The sequence below is a fragment of the Streptomyces sp. NPDC058086 genome, assembly GCF_042885015.1.
Classification (GTDB): domain Bacteria; phylum Actinomycetota; class Actinomycetes; order Streptomycetales; family Streptomycetaceae; genus Streptomyces.
Map to the genome: position 1 here is coordinate 22,380 of NZ_JBHVST010000080.1, position 18,933 is coordinate 41,312.

General features: G+C 70.2%; 21 protein-coding genes. 8 read left to right on the plus strand and 13 right to left on the minus strand.

Annotated elements, in window-relative coordinates:
* The first annotated feature begins 18 nt into the window (after positions 1-18).
* Both ACFVWD_RS41265 and ACFVWD_RS41270 read left to right on the plus strand, forming a co-directional pair.
* Positions 19-405 carry an HNH endonuclease signature motif containing protein gene (locus tag ACFVWD_RS41265; protein WP_389603087.1) on the plus strand — a complete coding sequence of 129 codons (387 nt, stop codon included), beginning with the start codon at positions 19-21 and terminating at the stop codon, positions 403-405.
* A gap of 91 nt (positions 406-496) precedes the next feature.
* Positions 497-1,090 carry a Uma2 family endonuclease gene (locus tag ACFVWD_RS41270; RefSeq protein ID WP_389603112.1) on the plus strand — a complete coding sequence of 198 codons (594 nt, stop codon included), beginning with the start codon at positions 497-499 and terminating at the stop codon, positions 1,088-1,090.
* A gap of 66 nt (positions 1,091-1,156) precedes the next feature.
* Here the strand turns inward: ACFVWD_RS41270 and ACFVWD_RS41275 are convergent, their stop codons facing one another.
* Positions 1,157-2,077, minus strand: coding sequence for an AEC family transporter (locus tag ACFVWD_RS41275; RefSeq protein ID WP_389603088.1), 921 nt, complete (start codon positions 2,075-2,077; stop codon positions 1,157-1,159).
* A 145-nt stretch (positions 2,078-2,222) separates the two neighbouring features.
* On the opposite strand from ACFVWD_RS41275, the gene ACFVWD_RS41280 reads away from it, so the two are divergent.
* Positions 2,223-2,609, plus strand: coding sequence for an STAS domain-containing protein (locus ACFVWD_RS41280; RefSeq protein ID WP_389603089.1), 387 nt, complete (start codon positions 2,223-2,225; stop codon positions 2,607-2,609).
* On the opposite strand, the gene ACFVWD_RS41285 is transcribed toward ACFVWD_RS41280, so the two are convergent.
* From ACFVWD_RS41285 to ACFVWD_RS41295, 3 genes are all read right to left on the minus strand, one after another.
* Positions 2,511-3,503, minus strand: a complete 993-nt coding sequence (locus tag ACFVWD_RS41285; protein ID WP_389603090.1) for a sigma-70 family RNA polymerase sigma factor — start codon at positions 3,501-3,503, stop codon at positions 2,511-2,513. The genes ACFVWD_RS41280 and ACFVWD_RS41285 overlap by 99 nt on opposite strands.
* A 112-nt stretch (positions 3,504-3,615) precedes the next feature.
* Positions 3,616-4,779, minus strand: a complete 1,164-nt coding sequence (dnaN, locus tag ACFVWD_RS41290; protein ID WP_389603091.1) for a DNA polymerase III subunit beta — start codon at positions 4,777-4,779, stop codon at positions 3,616-3,618.
* A gap of 96 nt (positions 4,780-4,875) precedes the next feature.
* Positions 4,876-6,165, minus strand: coding sequence for an MFS transporter (locus ACFVWD_RS41295; protein ID WP_389603092.1), 1,290 nt, complete (start codon positions 6,163-6,165; stop codon positions 4,876-4,878).
* A 62-nt stretch (positions 6,166-6,227) separates the two neighbouring features.
* Between ACFVWD_RS41295 and ACFVWD_RS41300 the strand changes: the two genes are divergently transcribed.
* On the plus strand, positions 6,228-7,214 hold the full coding sequence (locus tag ACFVWD_RS41300; protein ID WP_389603093.1) for a LysR substrate-binding domain-containing protein: 987 nt from the start codon (positions 6,228-6,230) through the stop codon (positions 7,212-7,214).
* A 53-nt stretch (positions 7,215-7,267) separates the two neighbouring features.
* Here ACFVWD_RS41300 and ACFVWD_RS41305 read toward each other — a convergent pair whose 3' ends face one another.
* A complete protein-coding gene (locus ACFVWD_RS41305) occupies positions 7,268-8,029 on the minus strand; it encodes an alpha/beta hydrolase (RefSeq protein ID WP_389603094.1) in 762 nt (253 codons plus the stop codon).
* A 112-nt stretch (positions 8,030-8,141) separates the two neighbouring features.
* On the opposite strand from ACFVWD_RS41305, the gene ACFVWD_RS41310 reads away from it, so the two are divergent.
* Both ACFVWD_RS41310 and ACFVWD_RS41315 read left to right on the plus strand, forming a co-directional pair.
* On the plus strand, positions 8,142-9,296 hold the full coding sequence (locus tag ACFVWD_RS41310) for an adenosine deaminase (protein WP_168510628.1): 1,155 nt from the start codon (positions 8,142-8,144) through the stop codon (positions 9,294-9,296).
* Positions 9,297-9,437: 141 nt separating this feature from the next.
* On the plus strand, positions 9,438-9,791 hold the full coding sequence (locus ACFVWD_RS41315) for an ATP-binding protein (protein ID WP_389603095.1): 354 nt from the start codon (positions 9,438-9,440) through the stop codon (positions 9,789-9,791).
* Positions 9,792-9,895: 104 nt separating this feature from the next.
* On the opposite strand, the gene ACFVWD_RS41320 is transcribed toward ACFVWD_RS41315, so the two are convergent.
* The 5 genes from ACFVWD_RS41320 to afsQ1 all read right to left on the minus strand — a co-directional run bounded on the left by ACFVWD_RS41320 (position 9,896) and on the right by afsQ1 (position 13,980).
* A complete protein-coding gene (locus tag ACFVWD_RS41320) occupies positions 9,896-10,096 on the minus strand; it encodes a PspC domain-containing protein (RefSeq protein ID WP_054233643.1) in 201 nt (66 codons plus the stop codon).
* A gap of 103 nt (positions 10,097-10,199) precedes the next feature.
* Complete coding sequence (locus ACFVWD_RS41325) at positions 10,200-10,751, minus strand: VanZ family protein (RefSeq protein WP_389603096.1); 552 nt, start codon at positions 10,749-10,751, stop codon at positions 10,200-10,202.
* A 333-nt stretch (positions 10,752-11,084) separates the two neighbouring features.
* Positions 11,085-11,732, minus strand: a complete 648-nt coding sequence (locus ACFVWD_RS41330) for a hypothetical protein (protein WP_389603097.1) — start codon at positions 11,730-11,732, stop codon at positions 11,085-11,087.
* Complete coding sequence (locus ACFVWD_RS41335) at positions 11,729-13,405, minus strand: ATP-binding protein (protein WP_389603098.1); 1,677 nt, start codon at positions 13,403-13,405, stop codon at positions 11,729-11,731. The genes ACFVWD_RS41330 and ACFVWD_RS41335 overlap by 4 nt, the downstream gene beginning before the upstream one ends.
* Positions 13,303-13,980, minus strand: a complete 678-nt coding sequence (afsQ1, locus tag ACFVWD_RS41340; RefSeq protein ID WP_054233761.1) for a two-component system response regulator AfsQ1 — start codon at positions 13,978-13,980, stop codon at positions 13,303-13,305. Before afsQ1 ends, ACFVWD_RS41335 begins: the two co-directional genes overlap by 103 nt.
* Before the next feature lie 309 nt (positions 13,981-14,289).
* Between afsQ1 and ACFVWD_RS41345 the strand changes: the two genes are divergently transcribed.
* Positions 14,290-15,042: a SigE family RNA polymerase sigma factor gene (locus ACFVWD_RS41345; RefSeq protein WP_101400302.1), complete on the plus strand. Its 753-nt coding sequence runs from the start codon at positions 14,290-14,292 to the stop codon at positions 15,040-15,042.
* Between the two features lie 207 nt (positions 15,043-15,249).
* On the opposite strand, the gene ACFVWD_RS41350 is transcribed toward ACFVWD_RS41345, so the two are convergent.
* Positions 15,250-15,876 (minus strand): uridine kinase, encoded by a 627-nt coding sequence (locus tag ACFVWD_RS41350; RefSeq protein ID WP_389603099.1) that lies wholly within the window; start codon positions 15,874-15,876, stop codon positions 15,250-15,252.
* Positions 15,877-16,097: 221 nt separating this feature from the next.
* Between ACFVWD_RS41350 and ACFVWD_RS41355 the strand changes: the two genes are divergently transcribed.
* The gene (locus tag ACFVWD_RS41355; RefSeq protein WP_389603100.1) at positions 16,098-16,514 is read left to right on the plus strand and encodes a hypothetical protein; all 417 of its coding nucleotides are present in this window, start codon (positions 16,098-16,100) and stop codon (positions 16,512-16,514) included.
* A 44-nt stretch (positions 16,515-16,558) separates the two neighbouring features.
* On the opposite strand, the gene ACFVWD_RS41360 is transcribed toward ACFVWD_RS41355, so the two are convergent.
* Both ACFVWD_RS41360 and ACFVWD_RS41365 read right to left on the minus strand, forming a co-directional pair.
* Positions 16,559-17,491 carry an aldehyde dehydrogenase family protein gene (locus ACFVWD_RS41360; protein WP_389603101.1) on the minus strand — a complete coding sequence of 311 codons (933 nt, stop codon included), beginning with the start codon at positions 17,489-17,491 and terminating at the stop codon, positions 16,559-16,561.
* A complete protein-coding gene (locus ACFVWD_RS41365; protein ID WP_389603102.1) occupies positions 17,484-18,932 on the minus strand; it encodes an aldehyde dehydrogenase family protein in 1,449 nt (482 codons plus the stop codon). The genes ACFVWD_RS41360 and ACFVWD_RS41365 overlap by 8 nt, the downstream gene beginning before the upstream one ends.
* Between the last annotated feature and the right edge of the window lies 1 nt (position 18,933).

Below are 18,933 nucleotides of genomic sequence, written 5' to 3' on the forward strand. Positions count from 1 at the left end.
TGCGCTTTCCTCGTACGGGTGAACGGGATCGGTGGACGTCCGCCGATCCCGTTCGGCATGCTGGACTCGGTGACGCACCGATTGGAGACCGCCAGTGCGACACGAAGTCGCTCCACCCAAGTGGCTGACCCGCAGGAGGAAAGAAGGTCATCCCGCCAGAAGGGGATCTGCCCGCTGTGCGAACAGCCGCTGATCCCCGATGCCGAGTACACACCGGACAACCCCCGCGAGTGGGCCGCGTGGTTCTCGGCATCGATGAAGCCGCTGCACAAGCACCACTTCATCTACCGGCGCGACGGCGGTCCGGACGAGCGGACGAACCTTCGCCTCGTACACGCCAACTGCCATCGCCAGCACCACGCCGGCGATCACAGAAGGGCCAAGCAAGATGACCGACCCGCGTGACTCCAGGGGCCCGCTTGAGCCGGATGCGGTGAACAGCCGCACGTCCGGTTCTGAGGGGGCCGGGGGGCGGCAACGCCCCCCGGCTACCCGACTGAGCGCACTCACCGTCGACCACACGACGGCCAGCGGCCACGAGTGGGACGGCCTTGTCCGGATCTGGGAGGAAACGGACGCACCCGAGGGCTGCAAGGTGGAGATCATCGAGGGGATCGTCACCGTGGCACCACCGCCGTCCAACGCCCACAACGACATTGCGGACAGCGTGCAGCGCCGTCTGTACCAGGTGATCCCCGAGGACTGGGGTATCTACCAGACGCTGGGCACAGCCGTACCGTCCCGCGACGGCCTCTACATCCCCGACATCTCTGTGGCGCCAAAAGCAGTACTACGGGCGGAGGAGGGCAACTACATTCCCGCGGCCGCGGCAGAACTCGTCGTCGAGATCACCTCGAAGTCGAACGCGAGCAATGACCGGATCAAGAAGACCGCGGGCTACGCCCAGGCTGGCGTCCCGCTCTACCTCCTTATCGACAGTTGGGCTCCCGGTGGCCCCACCGTGACTCTCTATGGCGAGCCGCAGGGCGACATCTACCGCGTCCTGTACGCCGGAAAGTTCGGCGACGCGATCACGCTGCCGGAACCCTTCGGCCTCACCCTCGACACCAGTGTGTTCCCCGTCGACTGACGTTCCCGAGCGGTCGGCGCCCCGTTCTGGTGTGCCGACCGCTCGCGTACGCCGGTTCGTCCACCGTCAGCCGAGCACCGCCGCGATCACCACCAGCGCCGGCACCGACAGGATCGTCGACAGCAGGATCGACTCCCGGGCCAGCGTCTCGCCGACCCGGTAGCGCGAGGCGTAGGTGAAGAGGTTCTGGGCGGCCGGCAGTGCCGAGGTGACCACGACGTCGAGCAGCGGCGCCCCGTGCAGCCCGAACAGGCCCACGGCCAGGGCCCAGGCGGCCAGCGGCTGGCCCACCGACTTCAGGGCGACGGACAGCAGCACCGGGTACCGGTCCGCGCCCCGGCCGGGCGGCGTGCTGCCGCACAGCGAGATGCCGAACGCCAGCAGCACCGCGGGCACCGACATGTTGCCGATCAGCGTGAGCGGGTCCATGACCGGTCCCGGCAGCGTCAGACCGGTCGCCGACACCGCGACCCCGGCGAGGGAGCCGACCGCGATGGGATTGCGCAGCGGTGTGATGAGCCGCTGCCACAGCGGGCCTTTCTCACCCTTCCCCGACAGGTCGAGGACGGTGAGCGCGATGGGCGTGACCATGATCTGCTGGAAGAGCAGCACGGGCGCGACGAGCGAGGCGTCCCCCAGCACGTACACCGCGATCGGGATACCGAGGTTGCCCGAGTTGACGTAACTGGAGCAGAGCGCGCCGATCGTCGTCCGGCCCACGCCCCAGCCGCGTACGACCCCGATCGCGACGAAGACACCGGCCGCCGCGGCCGTGCTCATCGCCGTCACCAGGAGACGGCTGGAGAAGATCACCGACAGGTCGGCCCGGGCGAGCGTGGTGAACAGCAGCGCGGGGGAGGCCACGTGGAAGGCGAGCTTCGTCAGCACCTCCCGCCCGTTCTCCCCGAGATAGCCGCGGCGCCCGATGACGTAACCGACCCCGATGACGACGGCGATGACCGCGAAGCCCGTCAGCACCCCTTGCACGGTGCCTCCTTCGAGCGGAGGAGGCCGTCGGGTATCACGGAAGGCGCTGATTCATGGGGCATACACCCAACCCTCTGTGGCGGGAGGGGCGCAGGTCAATGTGATCCTTTGCGGGCGCGCGTCTCGAACGGGTCCGCTCTCCGCGATGAGTTCCGTGCCCCCGGCCGGTCTACTGACCGTGGACGCCACGACACCCGCCGTACTCGTGCTGCCCGGCCCCGTCACCCGTGACCAGGTGCCGAGGCTCTGTGACGATGTACGAGTGCGGCTTGCGGCGACCGGTGCCGGGGTGGTGGTCTGCGATGTCGCGGGCCTTGGTCCCCCCGGCCTGGCCACCGTCGACGCCCTGGCCAGGATGCAGTTGGCCGCCCGCCGGGCCGGGGGCCGCATCCGCCTGCGCGCCCCGGCCCCACCCCTTCTCCTGCTTCTCGATCTAGTCGGACTCCGCTTCGAGCTGGAGGGGGAGGCCGAAGAGCGGGAACCAGCGCTTGGTGTCCAGGAAGCAGTGGAACCCGGTGATGCGGCCGTCTGAGATCTCCAGCGCCTGGATCGCCCAGGCACTGAAGCCGCCCTCCTCCGGATCCGGCTTGTAGTGCGCGAATCCCGGCAGACCGTTGACCGCGACCGGCAGCAGGCGCGAACCCGCGCAGGAGGCACCGAGGGTCGTCATGAAACCGGTGATGTCGCCCGTGCCGCGCAGCCACAGGTCGAACGGCGGCATCGTCATGATCGCGTCCTCGTGGAGCAGCGCGGTCAGCGCCGTCATGTCGTACCCCTCGAACGCCGCGACATAGCGCTCCAGGAGCTTCTGCTGCTCCTCGTCGAGCGGGTCGGAGACGGCGGCCTCGGCGCTGTCGCTCTCGGCGAGGGTCGCGCGGGCCCGCTGCAACGCGCTGTTGACCGAGGCGACCGTCGTCCCGAGCAGTTCGGCGACCTCGGCCGCCTTCCAGGCCAGGACCTCGCGCAGGATGAGCACGGCGCGCTGCTTGGGCGGCAGTTGCTGCAGGGCGGCCATGAAGGCGAGGCGCACCGACTCCTTGGCCACCGCGGCCTCGGCCGGGTCACTGATCGTGGGCAGCACACGCGCGTCGGGCATCGGCTCCAGCCAGACGTTGTCCGGGCGCGGGGAGAGCGCCGCCTGAGCCAGGGGTGAGGGACCACTCAGATCCATCGGACGAGCCCTCCGGTTGCCCGCGTTCAGCATGTCGAGGCAGACGTTGGTGGCGATCCGGTAGAGCCAGGACCGCATCGACGAACGGCCCTCGAACTTGTCGTAGCTCCGCCAGGCGCGGACCATCGTGTCCTGCACCGCGTCCTCCGCCTCGAAGGAGGAGCCGAGCATCCGATAGCAGTACCCGGTCAGCTCGGCCCGGTGCTTCTCCAGCCGGACGTCCAGATCTGTCGTCGTCGCCGTACCGTCGCTCATGGCCAACCCGCCCCTGTGGCTGTTCCCGTCGTACCGTCGCCTCGTTGCGCCAGCACTTCGGAAGCTACCGCAGCCCACTGACAATGGCCCCCGAAGTGGGAAAAAGCGCAGCTCAGACCAATTGCTTCACGGACATGAGCAGATGCCGGTACGCACCGCCCGCTTCAGCCCCGGCGTCGGCCTCCGCTTCGGCCCCGGCAGCCGATTCGGCCGCGCTCAGCAGCGCCCGCTGCCCCGGCCCCAGCAGCTCAAGCCGTACCCGCGACTCCTCGAAGGAGTTCAGGGCGTCCAGCAGATACGCCGGGTTGAAGGCGACGGTGATCTCCGCCGTACCGGTCAGCGCCGCCGGCAGCCGCTGCGAGGCCACGTCGTCGGCGTATCCGGCGCGCAGCAGAACGGATCCCTCGCCGTCACCGGTGAAGTCCAGCCTCACGGGACTGTTCACCTCGGCGACGACGGCGACGCGCCGTACGGCCTCCGCCAGTGCCTCGCGCTCCACCTCCGCGACCGCGGCGTCGGACACCGAGAACAGTGAGCCGTACCGCGGCAGCCGCCCCTCCATCAGCCGCACCGCCGTCCGCATGGACCCGCCCTCGAAGCCGATCATCCCGCCGCCCGCGGGGTCGAGCCCGATGCGCACGTCGCCGGAGCGGGCCAGCGAACGGGCGATCTCGTGCAGCCGACGCGCGGGCAGCAGCGTCTCCACGACGCCGTCGAGGGGGGCCTCGGGTTTCCAGGCCAGGGTGCGCACGGCGTACCGGTAGCGGTCCGAGGCGCAGAGTGTCATCTCCTCGCCGGACAGCCGCAGTTGTACGCCGGTGAGGACCGGCAGCGTGTCGTCGCGCCCGGCCGCGACGGCGACCTGGGACACGGCGGTCGCGAACGCGGCGGCGTCCACGGTGCCGCGCGGCTCGGGCGGCACCGGCAGCGCCGGGTACTCGTCCTTGGGCAGCGTCGACAGACCGAACCGTGTGCCGCCCGCCTCCACCGTGAACCGTGTCCCCTCCAGCGCGCAGCTCACCCGCCCCCGCGGCAGCACCCGGCAGATGTCCAGCAGTCGGCGCCCCAGCACGAGGATCCGGCCGTCCGCCCCCGTCTCGGCATCGATCTCGATCCTCGCCGCCGCCTCGAAGTCGAACCCCGAGATGTCGAGCCGTCCCGGACCGGCCTTCAGCAGCAGCCCGCCCAGCACCGGTACCGGCGAGCGGGTGGGCAGGGTGCGGGCCGCCCAGGCCACCGCCTCGGCGAGGTCGTCGCGATCGACGCGGAACTCCATGAAAGATCCCCCTGTTCGGGCCAGTTGACCGGGTGGAGGCTAGGTGCCGCCACTGACAACGGGGTCCGACCAGGGGGAACGTAGGAGCTGGGACGCTCAGTGCGCCAGGGCAGGCTCGCGGCGGGCCTGGGTGCGGGCCGCGTGGGAGCCGAGCAGCGTGATCGTGACGACGCCGAGGACCGCGAACAGTCCGAGTGTCACCGTCCCGGCCCACCCGCCCGCGTGGAAGGCGACCGCGCCGAGCGTGCTGCCCGCGCTGGAGCCGATGTAGTACGCGGACTGGTAGAGGGCCGAGGCCTGGGCGCGGCCCTGCTTGGCGGTGTGGCTGACCGAGGAGGACGCCACCGCGTGGCCCGCGAAGAAGCCCGCGGTGATCAGCACCAGGCCGAGCAGGACGAGGGGGAGGGAGTCGACCAGGGAGAGGAGCAGGCCGGCGGTCGTGGTGCCGCCCGCCAGGTACAGGGAGCCGCGCCGGCCCAGGCGGGCGACCAGCCTGCCCGCCGTGGACGCCGACACCGTACCGACCAGATACACCAGGAAGATCGAGCCGATGATGCCCTGGGGGAGGGAGAACGGGGCCTCGGTCAGGCGGTAGCCGATCACCGTGTAGACCCCGCCGAAGACCATCATGAACAGCGCGCCGATCGCGTACAGCCGGCGCAGCAGCGGGTTCGCGAGGTGGTCACGGACCGTACGGGCCAGTACCCCCGGACGCAGCGAGCCGGGCGTGAAGTGCTTCGGCGCGGGCAGCAGCAGACGGAAGGCGACCGCGCAGGCCACCGCGATGATCCCGATCGTGGCGACGGCCACCCGCCAGCCCCACTCCTGCGCGACCCAGCCGGTGATGACCCGGCCGCTCATGCCGCCGACGCTGTTGCCCGCCACGAAGAGGCCGATCGCCGTGATCAGGGCCTTGGGGCGGACCTCCTCGGCCAGATAGGCCGTCGCGGAGGCCGGAAGCCCCGCCAGGGCCGCGCCCTGCACCGCCCGCAGCGCGACCAGCGCGCCGATCGACGGGGCGAAGGGGACCAGGAGCCCGACCGCCACCGCGACCGCCAGCGACGCCGTCATCAACGTACGCCGTCCGAACCGCTCCGACAGCGCGCTCATCGGAAGGACGAACAGCGCCAGGCCGCCCGTCGCCGCCGACACCGTCCAGCTCGCCTCGCTCGCGCTGACCCCGAAGTCCGTGGAGACGAGCGGGAGGAGGGCCTGCGTGGAGTAGAGGAGCGCGAAGGTCGCCACACCCGCGAGGAAGAGCGCGAAGCTCATACGGCGGTAGCCGGGCCCACCCGGGGTGAGACGGGAGTCGACGGCGGCGGTGGAGGACCTGACGGAGGAGGTGGCGCCCACGGTGGTGGACGCCCCGGTACTGGCGGAAGGCATGCTTCGAAACTAAAGAGCCGCCGCTCATCCGTCCAATGCATGGAATCGCCATAATCGTTCCCATGGCGCATCAGCAAAGGTCACAGGCTCACCTGTCACCGTCCAGTGACACAGAAGACAGTGCGGGCATGTCGAGGTTGCTCGCCCCACGCCTCGCGTACTTCGCCGGGGTCGCCCGCACGGAGCACGTCACGCGTGCCGCGCAGGAGATGCAGGTCCCCCAGTCGACCCTTTCGCGCGCCATGGTCCGGCTCGAACAGGATCTCGGCGTCGATCTGTTCGCACGCCGGGGCCGCACGGTCTCCCTCACCCCCGCGGGCCGTACGTTCCTCTCTTCCGTCGAACGGGCCCTCGCCGAGATCGAGCGCGCCGCCGAGGAGGTGCGCGCGGACGCCGACCCGGCCACCGGTAAGGTCGCGTTCGGCTTCCTGCACACGATGGGATGGGAGACGGTCCCCGGCCTGATCCGCGCCTTCCGCGCCGACCACCCCCGGGTCCGCTTCAGCCTCGTCCAGAACTACGGCGAGGCGATGCTGGAGGGGCTGCGCTCGGGCGAGCTGGACCTGTGCCTCACCTCACCGGTGCCGGACGCGCCCGACCTGGTGGGCCGCCGCCTCGACGAGCAGAAGCTCCGGCTCGTCGTCCCGGCCGACCACCGGCTCGCCGCCCGCAAGCGCATCCGCCTCGCCGAGGCCGCCGACGAGACCTTCGTGACCCTCGAACCCGGCTACGGCATGCGCCGCATCACCGACGACCTCTGCCAGGAGGCCGGCTTCAGGCCCCGGATCGCCTTCGAGGGCGAGGAGGCCGAGACCCTACGGGGCCTGGTGGCCGCCGGCCTCGGAGTCGCCCTCCTGCCACCACCGGCCGTGCCCCGCCCGGGGGTGGTCGAACTGACGGTCACGGCCCCGAGAGCGGTCCGCGAGATCGGGGTGGCATGGCTGGACGGCCACCCGGACACGCCACCGGTGGCGGCCTTCAAGAAGTTCCTGCTGTCGAGGAGGGGCCGCCTGCTGCCGGACCAAGGGGCGGACGCGCCCCGCTTTTAGGGGCGCGAGGAACTGCGCGACCAGCCCCCACCGCGCCGCAGACGAAACACAACCTAGCGACGCAGCGCCCGCCCGAAGCCGGAGGCAAGCGGCATCCGCAACCCCAACGGCGGCGGCGCGGCCAACGCGTCCTCCAGAGGGCGCGACACCCCGTGCCCGAACAACGCCCCCATCACGAAGTCCTCCGCCAGCGCGTGCACTTCGGACCGGTACTGGTGCAACCCGTGCCCGTCGGAGTGGACCTCGAACCGGCAGATGTCCCGGTTGGACTTCTTCGCCCGCGCCGCGAGCCGGAAGGACAACTCCGGGTCGGTGCGCTCGTCGTTGGTGCCGTGCACGATCAGCACGCGCCGCCCGGAGAGCTGCTTCACCGGTTCGGGTGGCGCCGCCACGTCGTCCTCGGGCAGCCAGGGGGCGAGCGCCAGAACGGAGTTGACGGCGGTGTGCCCGGCCGCCCGCAGCGCCGCCCGGCCTCCCATGCCCACACCGGCGAGGCACACCGGTACGTCCCCGTAGCGGCGTACGACCTCGTCGGCGGCCCAGGACGCGTCGCTCGCGAGATGCGCCTCGCTGCCGTTCCAGCCGCGGAAGCGGTAGTGCACGACATGGGTCGCCAGGCCTTCCGCGCCTCCCGCGCGCATGAGCCGGCGGCCGAGCGCGCGTACGGAGGCGGTCGCCAACATCGGGGACGGTCTGCGCGCGGAGACCTCGTCGCCGCCCGGGAGCAGCAGAACCACTCCGCTGACGGCCGTCGGCTCCGGGCCGATCGTCCTCCCAAGCCGGGCCCTGCGAACCGGCGTCGCTTGCTGTGCCATGACAGAACAGTGTCAGAAGTGACCGTGTACGCCACCCGTCCGCCTGGTCACCGTTACGTATCGACGGACGGCGTGACAGGAGATCTACGCGCGTAGGGTCTACAGTGCGAAAATGACGAGCCAGATCCAGAACACCCCGAGCTCGGAACAGATCCGCCGGGCACCCAAGGTCCTGCTGCACGATCACCTCGATGGGGGCCTGCGCCCCGGGACGATCGTGGAACTCGCCCAGGAGACGGGCTATTCCGGGCTCCCCGAGACCGACCCCGACAAACTCGGCGTCTGGTTCCGCGAGGCCGCGGACTCCGGGTCCCTGGAGCGGTACCTGGAGACCTTCGCCCACACCTGTGCCGTCATGCAGACGCGCGAGGCGCTGGTGCGGGTCGCCGCCGAGTGCGCCGAGGACCTCGCCGAGGACGGGGTCGTCTACGCCGAGGTGCGGTACGCGCCGGAACAGCACCTGGAGGCCGGGCTCACCCTCGAAGAGGTCGTCGAGGCGGTCAACGAGGGCTTCCGGGAGGGCGAACGGCGTGCCCGGGAGAACGGCCACCGCATCCGGGTCGGCGCCCTGCTCACCGCCATGCGGCACGCGGCCCGCGCCCTGGAGATCGCCGAACTGGCCAACCGCTACCGCGACCTGGGAGTGGTGGGCTTCGACATCGCGGGCGCCGAGGCGGGCTTCCCGCCCACCCGTCACCTCGACGCCTTCGAGTACCTCAAGCGCGAGAACAACCACTTCACCATCCACGCCGGCGAGGCCTTCGGGCTCCCCTCCATCTGGCAGGCGCTCCAGTGGTGCGGCGCGGACCGGCTCGGCCACGGTGTGCGGATCATCGACGACATCCAGGTCGCGGCGGACGGCTCGGTGAAGCTCGGACGGCTGGCCTCGTACGTCCGTGACAAGCGCGTCCCGTTGGAGCTGTGCCCCAGCTCCAACCTCCAGACCGGCGCCGCCGACTCCTACTCGGAGCACCCGATCGGTCTGCTGCGGCGCCTGCACTTCCGGGCGACCGTGAACACGGACAACCGGCTCATGTCAGGGACGAGCATGTCGCGCGAATTCGAGCATCTGGTCGATGCGTTCGGTTATTCGCTCGATGATATGCAGTGGTTCTCTGTCAATGCTATGAAGTCAGCATTCATTCCTTTCGATGAACGACTAGCGATGATCAATGACGTGATCAAGCCTGGATATGCAGAGCTCAAATCCGAATGGCTGTTCCAGCAGACCGCCTCCACCAGCGGTTCCTTGGAGGAACAGGGCTGATCGAAGGAGCGAAAAGCGGCCGGGTCTTCACCTGTTCTCCATAACTCGGCTGCTTTTTGATGTTTGCGGAGCGTGGCTCTGCGTGTTTACGTTTTTGGACCGCTCACATCCCCGTCACACGGATCCAAGGACGCATTCAATATGAAGCAGTCTGCTGCCAAGACCCTAGGCGTCGCCGCTCTCGGTGCCGCATTCGCCGCCGTCGGCGCGGGCGCCGCGAACGCCGCCCCGGCCGTGCCGGACGCCTCCCAGGCGCTGGGCACCGTCACCCAGACGCTGCCCGCGCAGAACGCCGCGGCGGCGCTCCCGGGTGCGGGAGAGGCGCTCACCCACGGGCAGGGCGCGCTCGGCGCGGGGGTGGCCGCGGCCCAGCCCGCCGTCGCGAAGGTCCTCGCCGACGGACCGGCGGCGCCGCTGGCCGGGCTGCTCGGGGGGCTGCCGCTGCAGGGCCTGCCGACGCACGGTCTGCCGGTGAACGGGCTGCCGCTCGGCTGACGCCTTCCGCTTGTTTCGGCCTTTCGCCTGTACGAACGCCGGTGGGGCGCACCCTGATTGGGGTGCGCCCCACCGGCGTGTCGTGCCGTCGGAGCGGCCGGGGGTCACCAGGCCGTGCGGGCCTTGTCCTCGGAGGGGAACAGGATCCACAGCGCTATGTAGAGCAGGAACTGCGGGCCCGGGAGCAGGCACGAGAGAACGAAGATCACGCGCATCGTGGTCGCGGAGGTGCCGAAGCGCCGCGCCAGCGCTGCGCACACTCCGCCGATCATGCGGCCGTTGGTGGGGCGGGCAAGGGCGGTCATGAGGGCTCCTTCGTGAACCGTGGCTGGACGCCGGGATGTCGGGGCATCGAGGTCTTCTTCGATGTCTTCAACGCTACGGTGACGAAGCGGGCGAAGCGTCGCTCTATGGGGCGATGCCGACCCTGGGAATCGTCGGGGTCCGACCCTGAGCCATGTCCTCCCGGGGGAGGGCCGCGCGGCGCCGGGTCTCGGCCCGGCGGCGGAGCCTGAACCTGGCGGCCGGCACGATCGCGAGATGGGCCAGGGCGACGCCGACCGTGTTGAGCAGCAGGGAGTCGACGTCCACGACCTGGCCGGGGACGCCGGTCTGCAGCAGTTCGATACCCAGCGAGATCAGGGCGCCGGCGGCGACCGTGCGGACGAGGGAGCCGAGCGGGGATGCCGTCAGCTTGCCGCCGGCCATGGGGAGCAGGACGCCCAGCGGGGCGAGCAGGCCGAGGCCCTGACCTATCCGGCGGGCGGCTTCCGCGGGGCCCAGCGCGAGGTCGGCCCTGATGCCGGCGAACGGGCGGAGATTGGCGGGGCTCACCCAGGGGACGTCCAGGGGACGCAGGGTGATCCAGGCGACGAGCGCGAGATGTGCGACGAGGAGGAGAGCTCCTGTCGCACGGACGCGGGTCACGGCGCTGCCGCCGCCTTCGCCTTGACGTTGCACGCCTCCCAAGACGCGGGGGTCGGCAGGATCGGTTCCGGGTTGTCGGTGAGCTTGGGTCTGAGGGGTGAGGGATGCGCCACACGTACGGTGCGGAGCGGGCACGGTTCGGCGTCCGCGGGCCGGTGGGGGCGGGTCGCGCAGTTCCCCGCGCCCCTGAGGCCGGGGCTTCGCCCCGGATCCCCGGCCGCGTGTATGTGTTCGGCTGCCGACCGGTGGGGGTTGACCGCGCAGTTCCCCGCGCCCCTGAAAGCCTGCGCCCCTGAAAGCCCGCACTCCGGCCGGCGTCTTCGGCCCGTCCGGCGTTCGAGGACGAGGAAACAGTTGCGCGAACGATTACGCGCCGGAGATCGGCTTGGACGGCGGGGACTTGGTGGTGGGGTTGGCGCGGACGTCGGTGGGGCACTCGTAGCTGCGCAGTGGGGTGGTGTCGGGGCCGCCGAGGATGACCGAACCGTCGTCCTGCGCCGCGGCGGAGTCGGAGAAGGTGCAGATGATCTGGGCGAGGGCGGCGGAGGTCAGGTTCTGGGGCGGGGTGCTGAGGCGGAGCGCGTCCTCGGGGTCCTTGGGCCGAGGCCCGCTCACCGTCATGCCGCCCCGCACGTCTGTCGTGTAGCCGGCCTGCTGCTCGGGCGTGGAGGGCGTCTCCGCGAGCTCGTCGAGGAGCCCCTGCGCCACCAGAACCCGCCGCGCCCCCTCCGCCGTACCGTCGGGAATCCGCACGGACCGGTCGACCGTCACCAGTTGCCCGGAGCAGATCAGGAAGACCTGGACCGGGATGCCACGGGAGGTCTGGGTGGTGATGTCCGGGCCGGACAGCGCGCACGGTACCCGGGACGGCGCCGGGCCGAAGTCCGTAGGGACCTGGGTGGAGCGGATACCGCAGCCCGCGAGCAGGACGGTGAGGAGGGGGAGGGAGAGAAGGGAGAGGGAGGCGAGAGGCGTCCGCCGACGCCCCTCTCGGCCTCGTACCAAGGTCGTCATCCGGCGCTGCCCTCCGTACCGTTCCCGTTCCCTCCGCGCTCGCGCTCGTCGTCGGCGAGCAGCTCCGACGCGTCCTGTGGGAGGCGGAGCGTGAAGACGGCGCCCCCCTTGGGCGCGTTGGCCGCGGTGATCTCGCCGCCGTGGATGTGCGCGTTCTCCAGGGCGATGGAGAGGCCCAGGCCGCTGCCCTCGGAGCGGGGGCGGGAGGCGCTCGCCTTGTAGAAGCGGTCGAAGACGTGCGGGAGGACGTCCTCGGGGATGCCGGGTCCGTGGTCCTGGACCTCGATGAGAAGGTCGTCGGCCTCTTCGCGGACCGAGACACGGACCGGGCTGCCGCCGTGCTTGAGCGCGTTGCCGATGAGGTTCGCGAGGATCACGTCCAGGCGGCGCGGGTCGAGGCGCGCCATGATGCCGCGCTCGGCGTCCAGGTCGACGGCGTCCAGCCAGGCGCGTGCGTCTATGCACGCGGTGATCTGGTCGGCGATGTCCACGTCGTCGAGGACCAGCCGGGCGGTGCCCGCGTCGAAGCGGGTGACCTCCATGAGGTTCTCGACGAGGTCGTTGAGGCGGCGGGTCTCGCTGACGACCAGCCGGACGGCCGGTTCGATCATCGGGTCGACGCTGCCGGTCTCCGCGTCGAGTTCCTCTTCCAGGATCTCCGTCACGGCGGTGATCGCGGTGAGAGGCGTACGGAGTTCGTGGGACATGTCCGCCACGAAGCGGCGGGAGGCCTCTTCGCGGGCGCTCATGTCGTCCACGCGCTTTTCGAGGGACTCAGCGGTGTGGTTGAACGTACGGGAGAGGTCCGCGAGCTCGTCCGTACCCGAGACGCGCAGCCGAGTGTCGAGCTTGCCCTCGCCCAGGCGGCGGGCCGCGATGCCGAGGCGGTGCACCGGCTTGAGGACCGTCGTCGCGGCGGCCTGGGCGAGCAGCGCCGAGCCGATCAGGGCAAGGCCGGTCGCGATGCCCAGTGACCAGGCCAGTGAGTTGAGGTCCTTGGCCTCGGGCTCCAGGGACTTGAGCATGTAGCCGGTCGTCGTCCCGCCGATCACCTTCGCGCCGCCCACCAGGTACGGCTTGTCGTGGTCGGTGATGCGCTGCCAGTACAGGTGGTAGGTCGACTTGTTGTTCGAGGAGAGCGGCTGCTCCTTGTTCACGGCCTTCTGGAGGGACTTGGGTACGTCGTCCAGCGTGAAGGTGTCCAGCGCGGAGTTGCCGATGACCTTCTTGCCGTTGCCGTCCTGGGCGACGAGGAGCACGCTGAAGCGCTGGCTGCTGTTGGCCATCTGGCCCGCCGTGCGCTGCAGTTCGTCCTGCGCCGGGTGCACCGGCAGCATGCTCGCGTGGTTGCGCATCTCCTGCTGGAAGTCGCGCAGCACCGCGTCCTGCGTACGCGTCAGCACGGCCTCGCGGTTGAGCCAGTACGCGATGCCCGACGCCGACACGGCGGCCGTGAGCGCGACGAGTCCGAACACCACGACCAGCCGCAGTCTCAGGCTCGTGAAGCGCAACCCCGCCAGGATCGCCCGGCGCGCCGCGGCCCAGCCGCGGAGCTCGTCGTGCGGTGGGGTCACTGAGGAGTGTCCAGTCGGTAGCCGACTCCGCGGACCGTACGGATCAGGGTGGGCGAGGACGGAACGTCCTCGATCTTCGCGCGCAGCCGCTGGACACACGCGTCCACCAGCCGCGAGTCGCCCAGGTAGTCGTGCTCCCACACCAGTCGCAGCAACTGCTGGCGGGACAGCGCCTGTCCGGGCCGGCGGCTCAGCTCCAGGAGCAGCCGCAGCTCGGTGGGTGTCAGCTGCAGATCCTCGCCGTTCTTGGTGACCGTCATGGCCGCCCGGTCGATGACGAGGGAACCGAACGTCGCCGAGTCGTTGGCCTCGCGCTCCCCGCGCCGCAGCACGGCCCTGATACGGGCGTCGAGCACCCGCCCCTGCACGGGCTTGACGACATAGTCGTCGGCGCCGGACTCGAGCCCGACCACGACGTCGATGTCGTCGCTGCGCGCGGTCAGCAGAATGATCGGCAGCTGGTCCGTGCGCCGGATGCGCCGGCACACCTCGAACCCGTCGATGCCGGGCAGCATCACGTCCAGCACGATCAGATCCGGCCGCTGCTCACGCAACAGTTTCAGACCGTCCTCGCCGGTGGCAGCGGTGGCCACCCGGTGTCCCTGGCGCGTCAAAGAGAGCTCCAGGGCCGTCCGGATGGCGTCGTCGTCCTCGATCAGCAACAGGGAAGGCACGAACGTCATTCTGGCCCATGGCGAGGGACTCTTTCGACAGTTGGAGCGCTCCCACCCATCTCTCGCACAGAAGGGGGCGCCCGAAGGGCGTCCGCGGAGGCGTACCGCTCTCCTCTGTGACCGCGCTGTGATCGTGCCGTGACGCGCCTGGGGAGGGGCCCTGTGACAGGTCTGTGACAGTCGGCGGACACGGCCATGAAGTGGCCCGGGCAAGCTTTTCGACACAAGCAAGAGAGCAAGACGGCAAGACCGCAACACAGCACGACGGAACGAACCGAAGAACCGGAACTCCACGACGGGGGGCGCGAGATGAACACGCTGCACAGCACCAGCACTAGCGCAGTTGTCACGCGGCTCCACGACGTCAGGGGTTCGGAGAAGTCCGGTGCCGTGAGCGGGCGGGGGTGCGCTCGCGGCACCGGGCGTCAGCACACCACGTACATGACGGTGGTTGACGCCTTCACGGGGGAGAGCGGCGGTAACGGGGGAGCTCACGGGGGAGCCGCGTACAGGGAGGCCACGGGGGAACGTCGCTCGGTGTCGGAGGCGGAGTTCACCGCCTACGTCCAGGAGCGCCGCGCCTCCCTGTACGCAACCGCCTACCACCTGACCGGGGACCGCTTCGAGGCCGAGGACCTGCTGCAGAGCGCGCTGTTCTCGACGTACCGGGCCTGGGACCGGATCAGTGACAAGGCCGCGGTCGGGGGCTACCTCCGCCGCACCATGACCAATCTGCACATCAGCGCGTGGCGTCGCCGCAAGCTGAACGAGTACCCGACCGAGGAACTGCCGGAGACCGCCGGTGACACGGACGCGATGCGCGGCACCGAGCTGCGCGCCGTGCTGTGGCAGGCGCTGGCCCGGCTGCCCGAACTCCAGCGCACCATGCTGGTCCTCCGTTACTACGAGGGCCGCACGGACCCGGAGATCGCGGAGATCCTCGACATCAGTGTCGGCACGGTGAAGTCGAGCATCTGGCGGTCGCTGCGCCGGATGCGCGAGGACGAGGTCCTCAGCTTCGGCCGTGACGAGGAGGAGTCCTTCGGGGAGCTCGTCGCCTGAAGGTCTGTGGGGGGAAGCAGGTAACCGGTTGTACCGGTTGGTACGGGGGAGCAGTACCGGGGGGAAAGAAACCAACGGGGTCGGGGGACCCCTGCGGAGCACGGGGGAACACGGGGGAAACGAGAAAAGGTCCGGGCGGACGGGGGGTCCGCCTGGGCCTCTTTTCGTGTGTGGCCTCTTGACGTGTTTCCGCGAAGGGGCTCGTGACTACGCCGGTGTCGTGCAGCGTCCGGCGCCAGCCGCGGTCAGTCGGCCCAGGGCCTCGGCCTTGTCACAGGGGTGGGCGCCCAGCGCGCTCTGCCGGGCCACGATCGAACGTTCGGCGCGCATCAGGCGCCAGCCGCGGCGCAGCAGGAACGGAACCGACTTGCGGCCCTCCCGCAGATCCCGCAGAAAGCGGCGGCGGAACGTGGTCAGCGGGCCGCGGGACAGACACAGCGCGTCGGCCAGCATCCCCAACTCCCGGCAGCGCTCGACGATCTCGGCGGCGAAGATGCCCTCCGCGATGAACAGCGGCGTCCGACCGATGTGCAGCGCCTCAGCGCCGGTACGGGCGCTCAGCGAGATGTCGTAGACGGGAACGGTCGTACGTCCCGTACGGCACAGCTCCTCGATCGCCGCGACCGCGATGTCCGCGTCCCACGACCGCGGATGGTCCCAGTCGATGTCGGAGCTGCCCTCGACCTGGGGAAGCGTCGGGTCGGTGCCCTCTTTGTAGAAGTCGTCGAGGCGGAGCACGGGAAGCCCGGAGTCGGCCGCGAGAAGGGACTTTCCAGAGCCGGAGGGGCCGCAGAGCAGCACCACACGGGTGGGTATCGGAGGATGGGAACCCAATTCTCTGTACCTTCTGTGACTCGGCCGGGCCACGCCGCGCTTCGGCAGGCCTCCGGAACATTATCCCGAAGGATTATCTGGGTTACGTCCGTATGTCTGTTGACCCGCACAGGGGAATCCGCCGCCATCGCCGCCCGGAACGCCATCCGGGTCAACTACTCTGCGTGCGAATCCTGTTGCTCTCCGCTCGCATTCGTTACGTTCACCGAAGAGGACATCCGATGGCGCGACACGCACACCAGCAGACCCCCCTGGCCCGCACCACCGCGCGGGTCGCCGTCGCGCTCGGGGTGGTCGCCGCCGGTGCGGCCGCCGCCGCGAGTCCGGCCGTCGCGGACACCGCCCCCGCCGTGGATCTGATGCGCACCCAGCCCACCTCGATGGGCAACCTCGACCCGCAGGCGGGGCTGGGGGCCCTGACCGGCACGGTGGGATATGTCACCGGTCCGGTCGCGGGCCTCAAGCCCAACCCGCTCGCCGGCACGGGGGTCGATCCGCTCGACAACGGGGTGGGCACCCAGCTCGCGGACTTCAAGCCGCTGACCTCGCAGGCCCTGACGAGGCCGCTGGCGCAGGCGCAGTCGGTGGGGAGCGTGCCGGTGGCGGGGCAGGCGTTGGGGTTGCTGGGGCGTGCGTGAGTTTCCCCGTGCCCCGGGACGGGGCACGGGGCACGGGGAAACACTCAGTAGGACGAACCGGAGGCGCCGAGCGCGCCCGTCGGGTGCCAGACCGTCTTCGTCTCCAGGAAGGCCGTCAGGCGCTCGATGCCGGGTGTCTGTGAATAATCCACAGGCTGTGGACGGACGACCCGCTTCAGGTTGTCGGCCGCGGCGATCTCCAGCTCCTTCGCCAGTACGTCGTCCGCGCCGGCGAGGTCGATCGCGTTGACGTCCTGGTGCGCGGCGAGGGGAGCGGCGATCTCCGCCGTCTTGCCGGAGAGGACGTTGACGACGCCGCCCGGCAGGTCGGACGTGGCCAGCACCTCGCCCAGCGACAGTGCCGGGAGCGGGGACTTCTCGCTCGCGATCACGATCACCGTGTTGCCGGTCGCGATCACCGGGGCGATCACCGAGACCAGGCCCAGGAAGGACGACTCCTGGGGGGCGAGGACGGTGACGACGCCCGTCGGCTCCGGGGTCGAGAGGTTGAAGAAGGGACCCGCGACCGGGTTGCCGCCGCCCACGACCTGGGCGATCTTGTCGGTCCAGCCCGCGTACCAGACCCAGCGGTCGATCGCCGCGTCGACGACCGCGGCAGCCTTGGACTTCGACAGACCCTCCGCGTCCGCGACCTCACGGACGAACTGGTCCTTGCGGCCCTCCAGCATCTCGGCGACGCGGTAGAGGATCTGACCGCGGTTGTACGCCGTCGCGCCGGACCAGCCGCCGAACGCCTTGCGGGCGGCGACCACCGCGTCACGGGCGTCCTTGCGGGAGGAGAGGGGCGCGTTGGCCAGCCACTTGCCCTTGCCCGCCGCGCCAGCGGCTGATTTCCCTGCCGTCACCTCGTACACCCGGCCGCTCTCGGAACGCGGGAACTTCCCGCCCACGTACAGCTTGTAGGTCTTGAAGACGCTCAGTCGCTGCTGCTCGGTCTTGTCGGTCTTCTCAGACATCGAGGTACGCCTCCAGGCCGTGGCGACCGCCCTCGCGGCCGAAGCCCGACTCCTTGTAACCGCCGAACGGCGAGGTCGGGTCGAACTTGTTGAACGTGTTGGACCAGATGACGCCCGCGCGCAGCTTGCTCGCGACGGCGAGGATCCGGGAGCCCTTCTCGGTCCAGATGCCGGCGGAGAGGCCGTACTGGGAGTTGTTGGCCTTGGCCACGGCTTCGTCGGGGGTCCGGAACGTGAGGACGGACAGGACCGGGCCGAAGATCTCGTCGCGCGCGATGGTGTGCGCCTGGGTGACGTTCGTGAAGAGCGTCGGGGCGAACCAGTAGCCGGAGGAGGGGAGTTCACAGGCCGGGGACCAGCGCTCGGCGCCCTGGGCCTCGCCCTGCTCGACGAGCGAGGTGATACGGGACAGCTGCTCGGCGGAGTTGATCGCGCCGATGTCCGTGTTCTTGTCCAGGGGGTCGCCGAGGCGGAGGGTGGACAGGCGGCGCTTGAGCGAGTCCAGCAGCTCGTCCTGGATCGACTCCTGGACGAGGAGACGGGAGCCCGCGCAGCAGACCTGGCCCTGGTTGAAGAAGATGCCGGTGACGACGCCCTCGACGGCCTGGTCGATGGGCGCGTCGTCGAAGACGATGTTCGCGCCCTTGCCGCCGAGTTCGAGGGTGACCTTCTTGTCCGTGCCCGCGACCTGGCGGGCGATCGCCTTGCCGACGGCGGTGGAGCCGGTGAAGGCCACCTTGTTCACGTCGGGGTGCTCGACGAGCGCGGCGCCCGTGTCGCCGTATCCCGGAAGGATGTTGACGACGCCCTTGGGCAGGCCCGCCTGGCGGCAGATGTCCGCGAAGAACAGGGCGGACAGGGGGGTCGTCTCGGCGGGCTTGAGGACGACCGTGTTGCCGGTCGCCAGCGCCGGGGCGATCTTCCACGCCAGCATCAGGAGGGGGAAGTTCCAGGGGATGACCTGGCCCGCGACGCCCAGGGGGCGAGGGTTGGCGCCGAAGCCGGCGTGGTCGAGCTTGTCGGCCCAGCCCGCGTAGTAGAAGAAGTGCGCGGCGACCAGGGGGAGGTCGGCGTCGCGGGTCTCCTTGATCGGTTTGCCGTTGTCGAGGGTCTCCAGGACGGCGAGCTCGCGGGAGCGCTCCTGGATGATCCGGGCGATGCGGAAGAGGTACTTGGCGCGCTCGGAGCCGGGCAGCGCCGACCACTTCTCGAAGGCCCTGCGGGCGGCCTTCACGGCGCGGTCGACGTCCTCCGCGCCCGCCTGGGCGACCTCGGACAGGACCTCTTCGGTGGAGGGGGAGACGGTCTTGAAGACCTTGCCGTCCGCCGCCTCGGTGAACTCGCCGTCGATGAACAGGCCGTAGGAGGGCGCGATGTCGACGACGGAGCGGGACTCGGGCGCCGGTGCGTACTCGAAAGCGGATGCGGATGCGGATGCCATG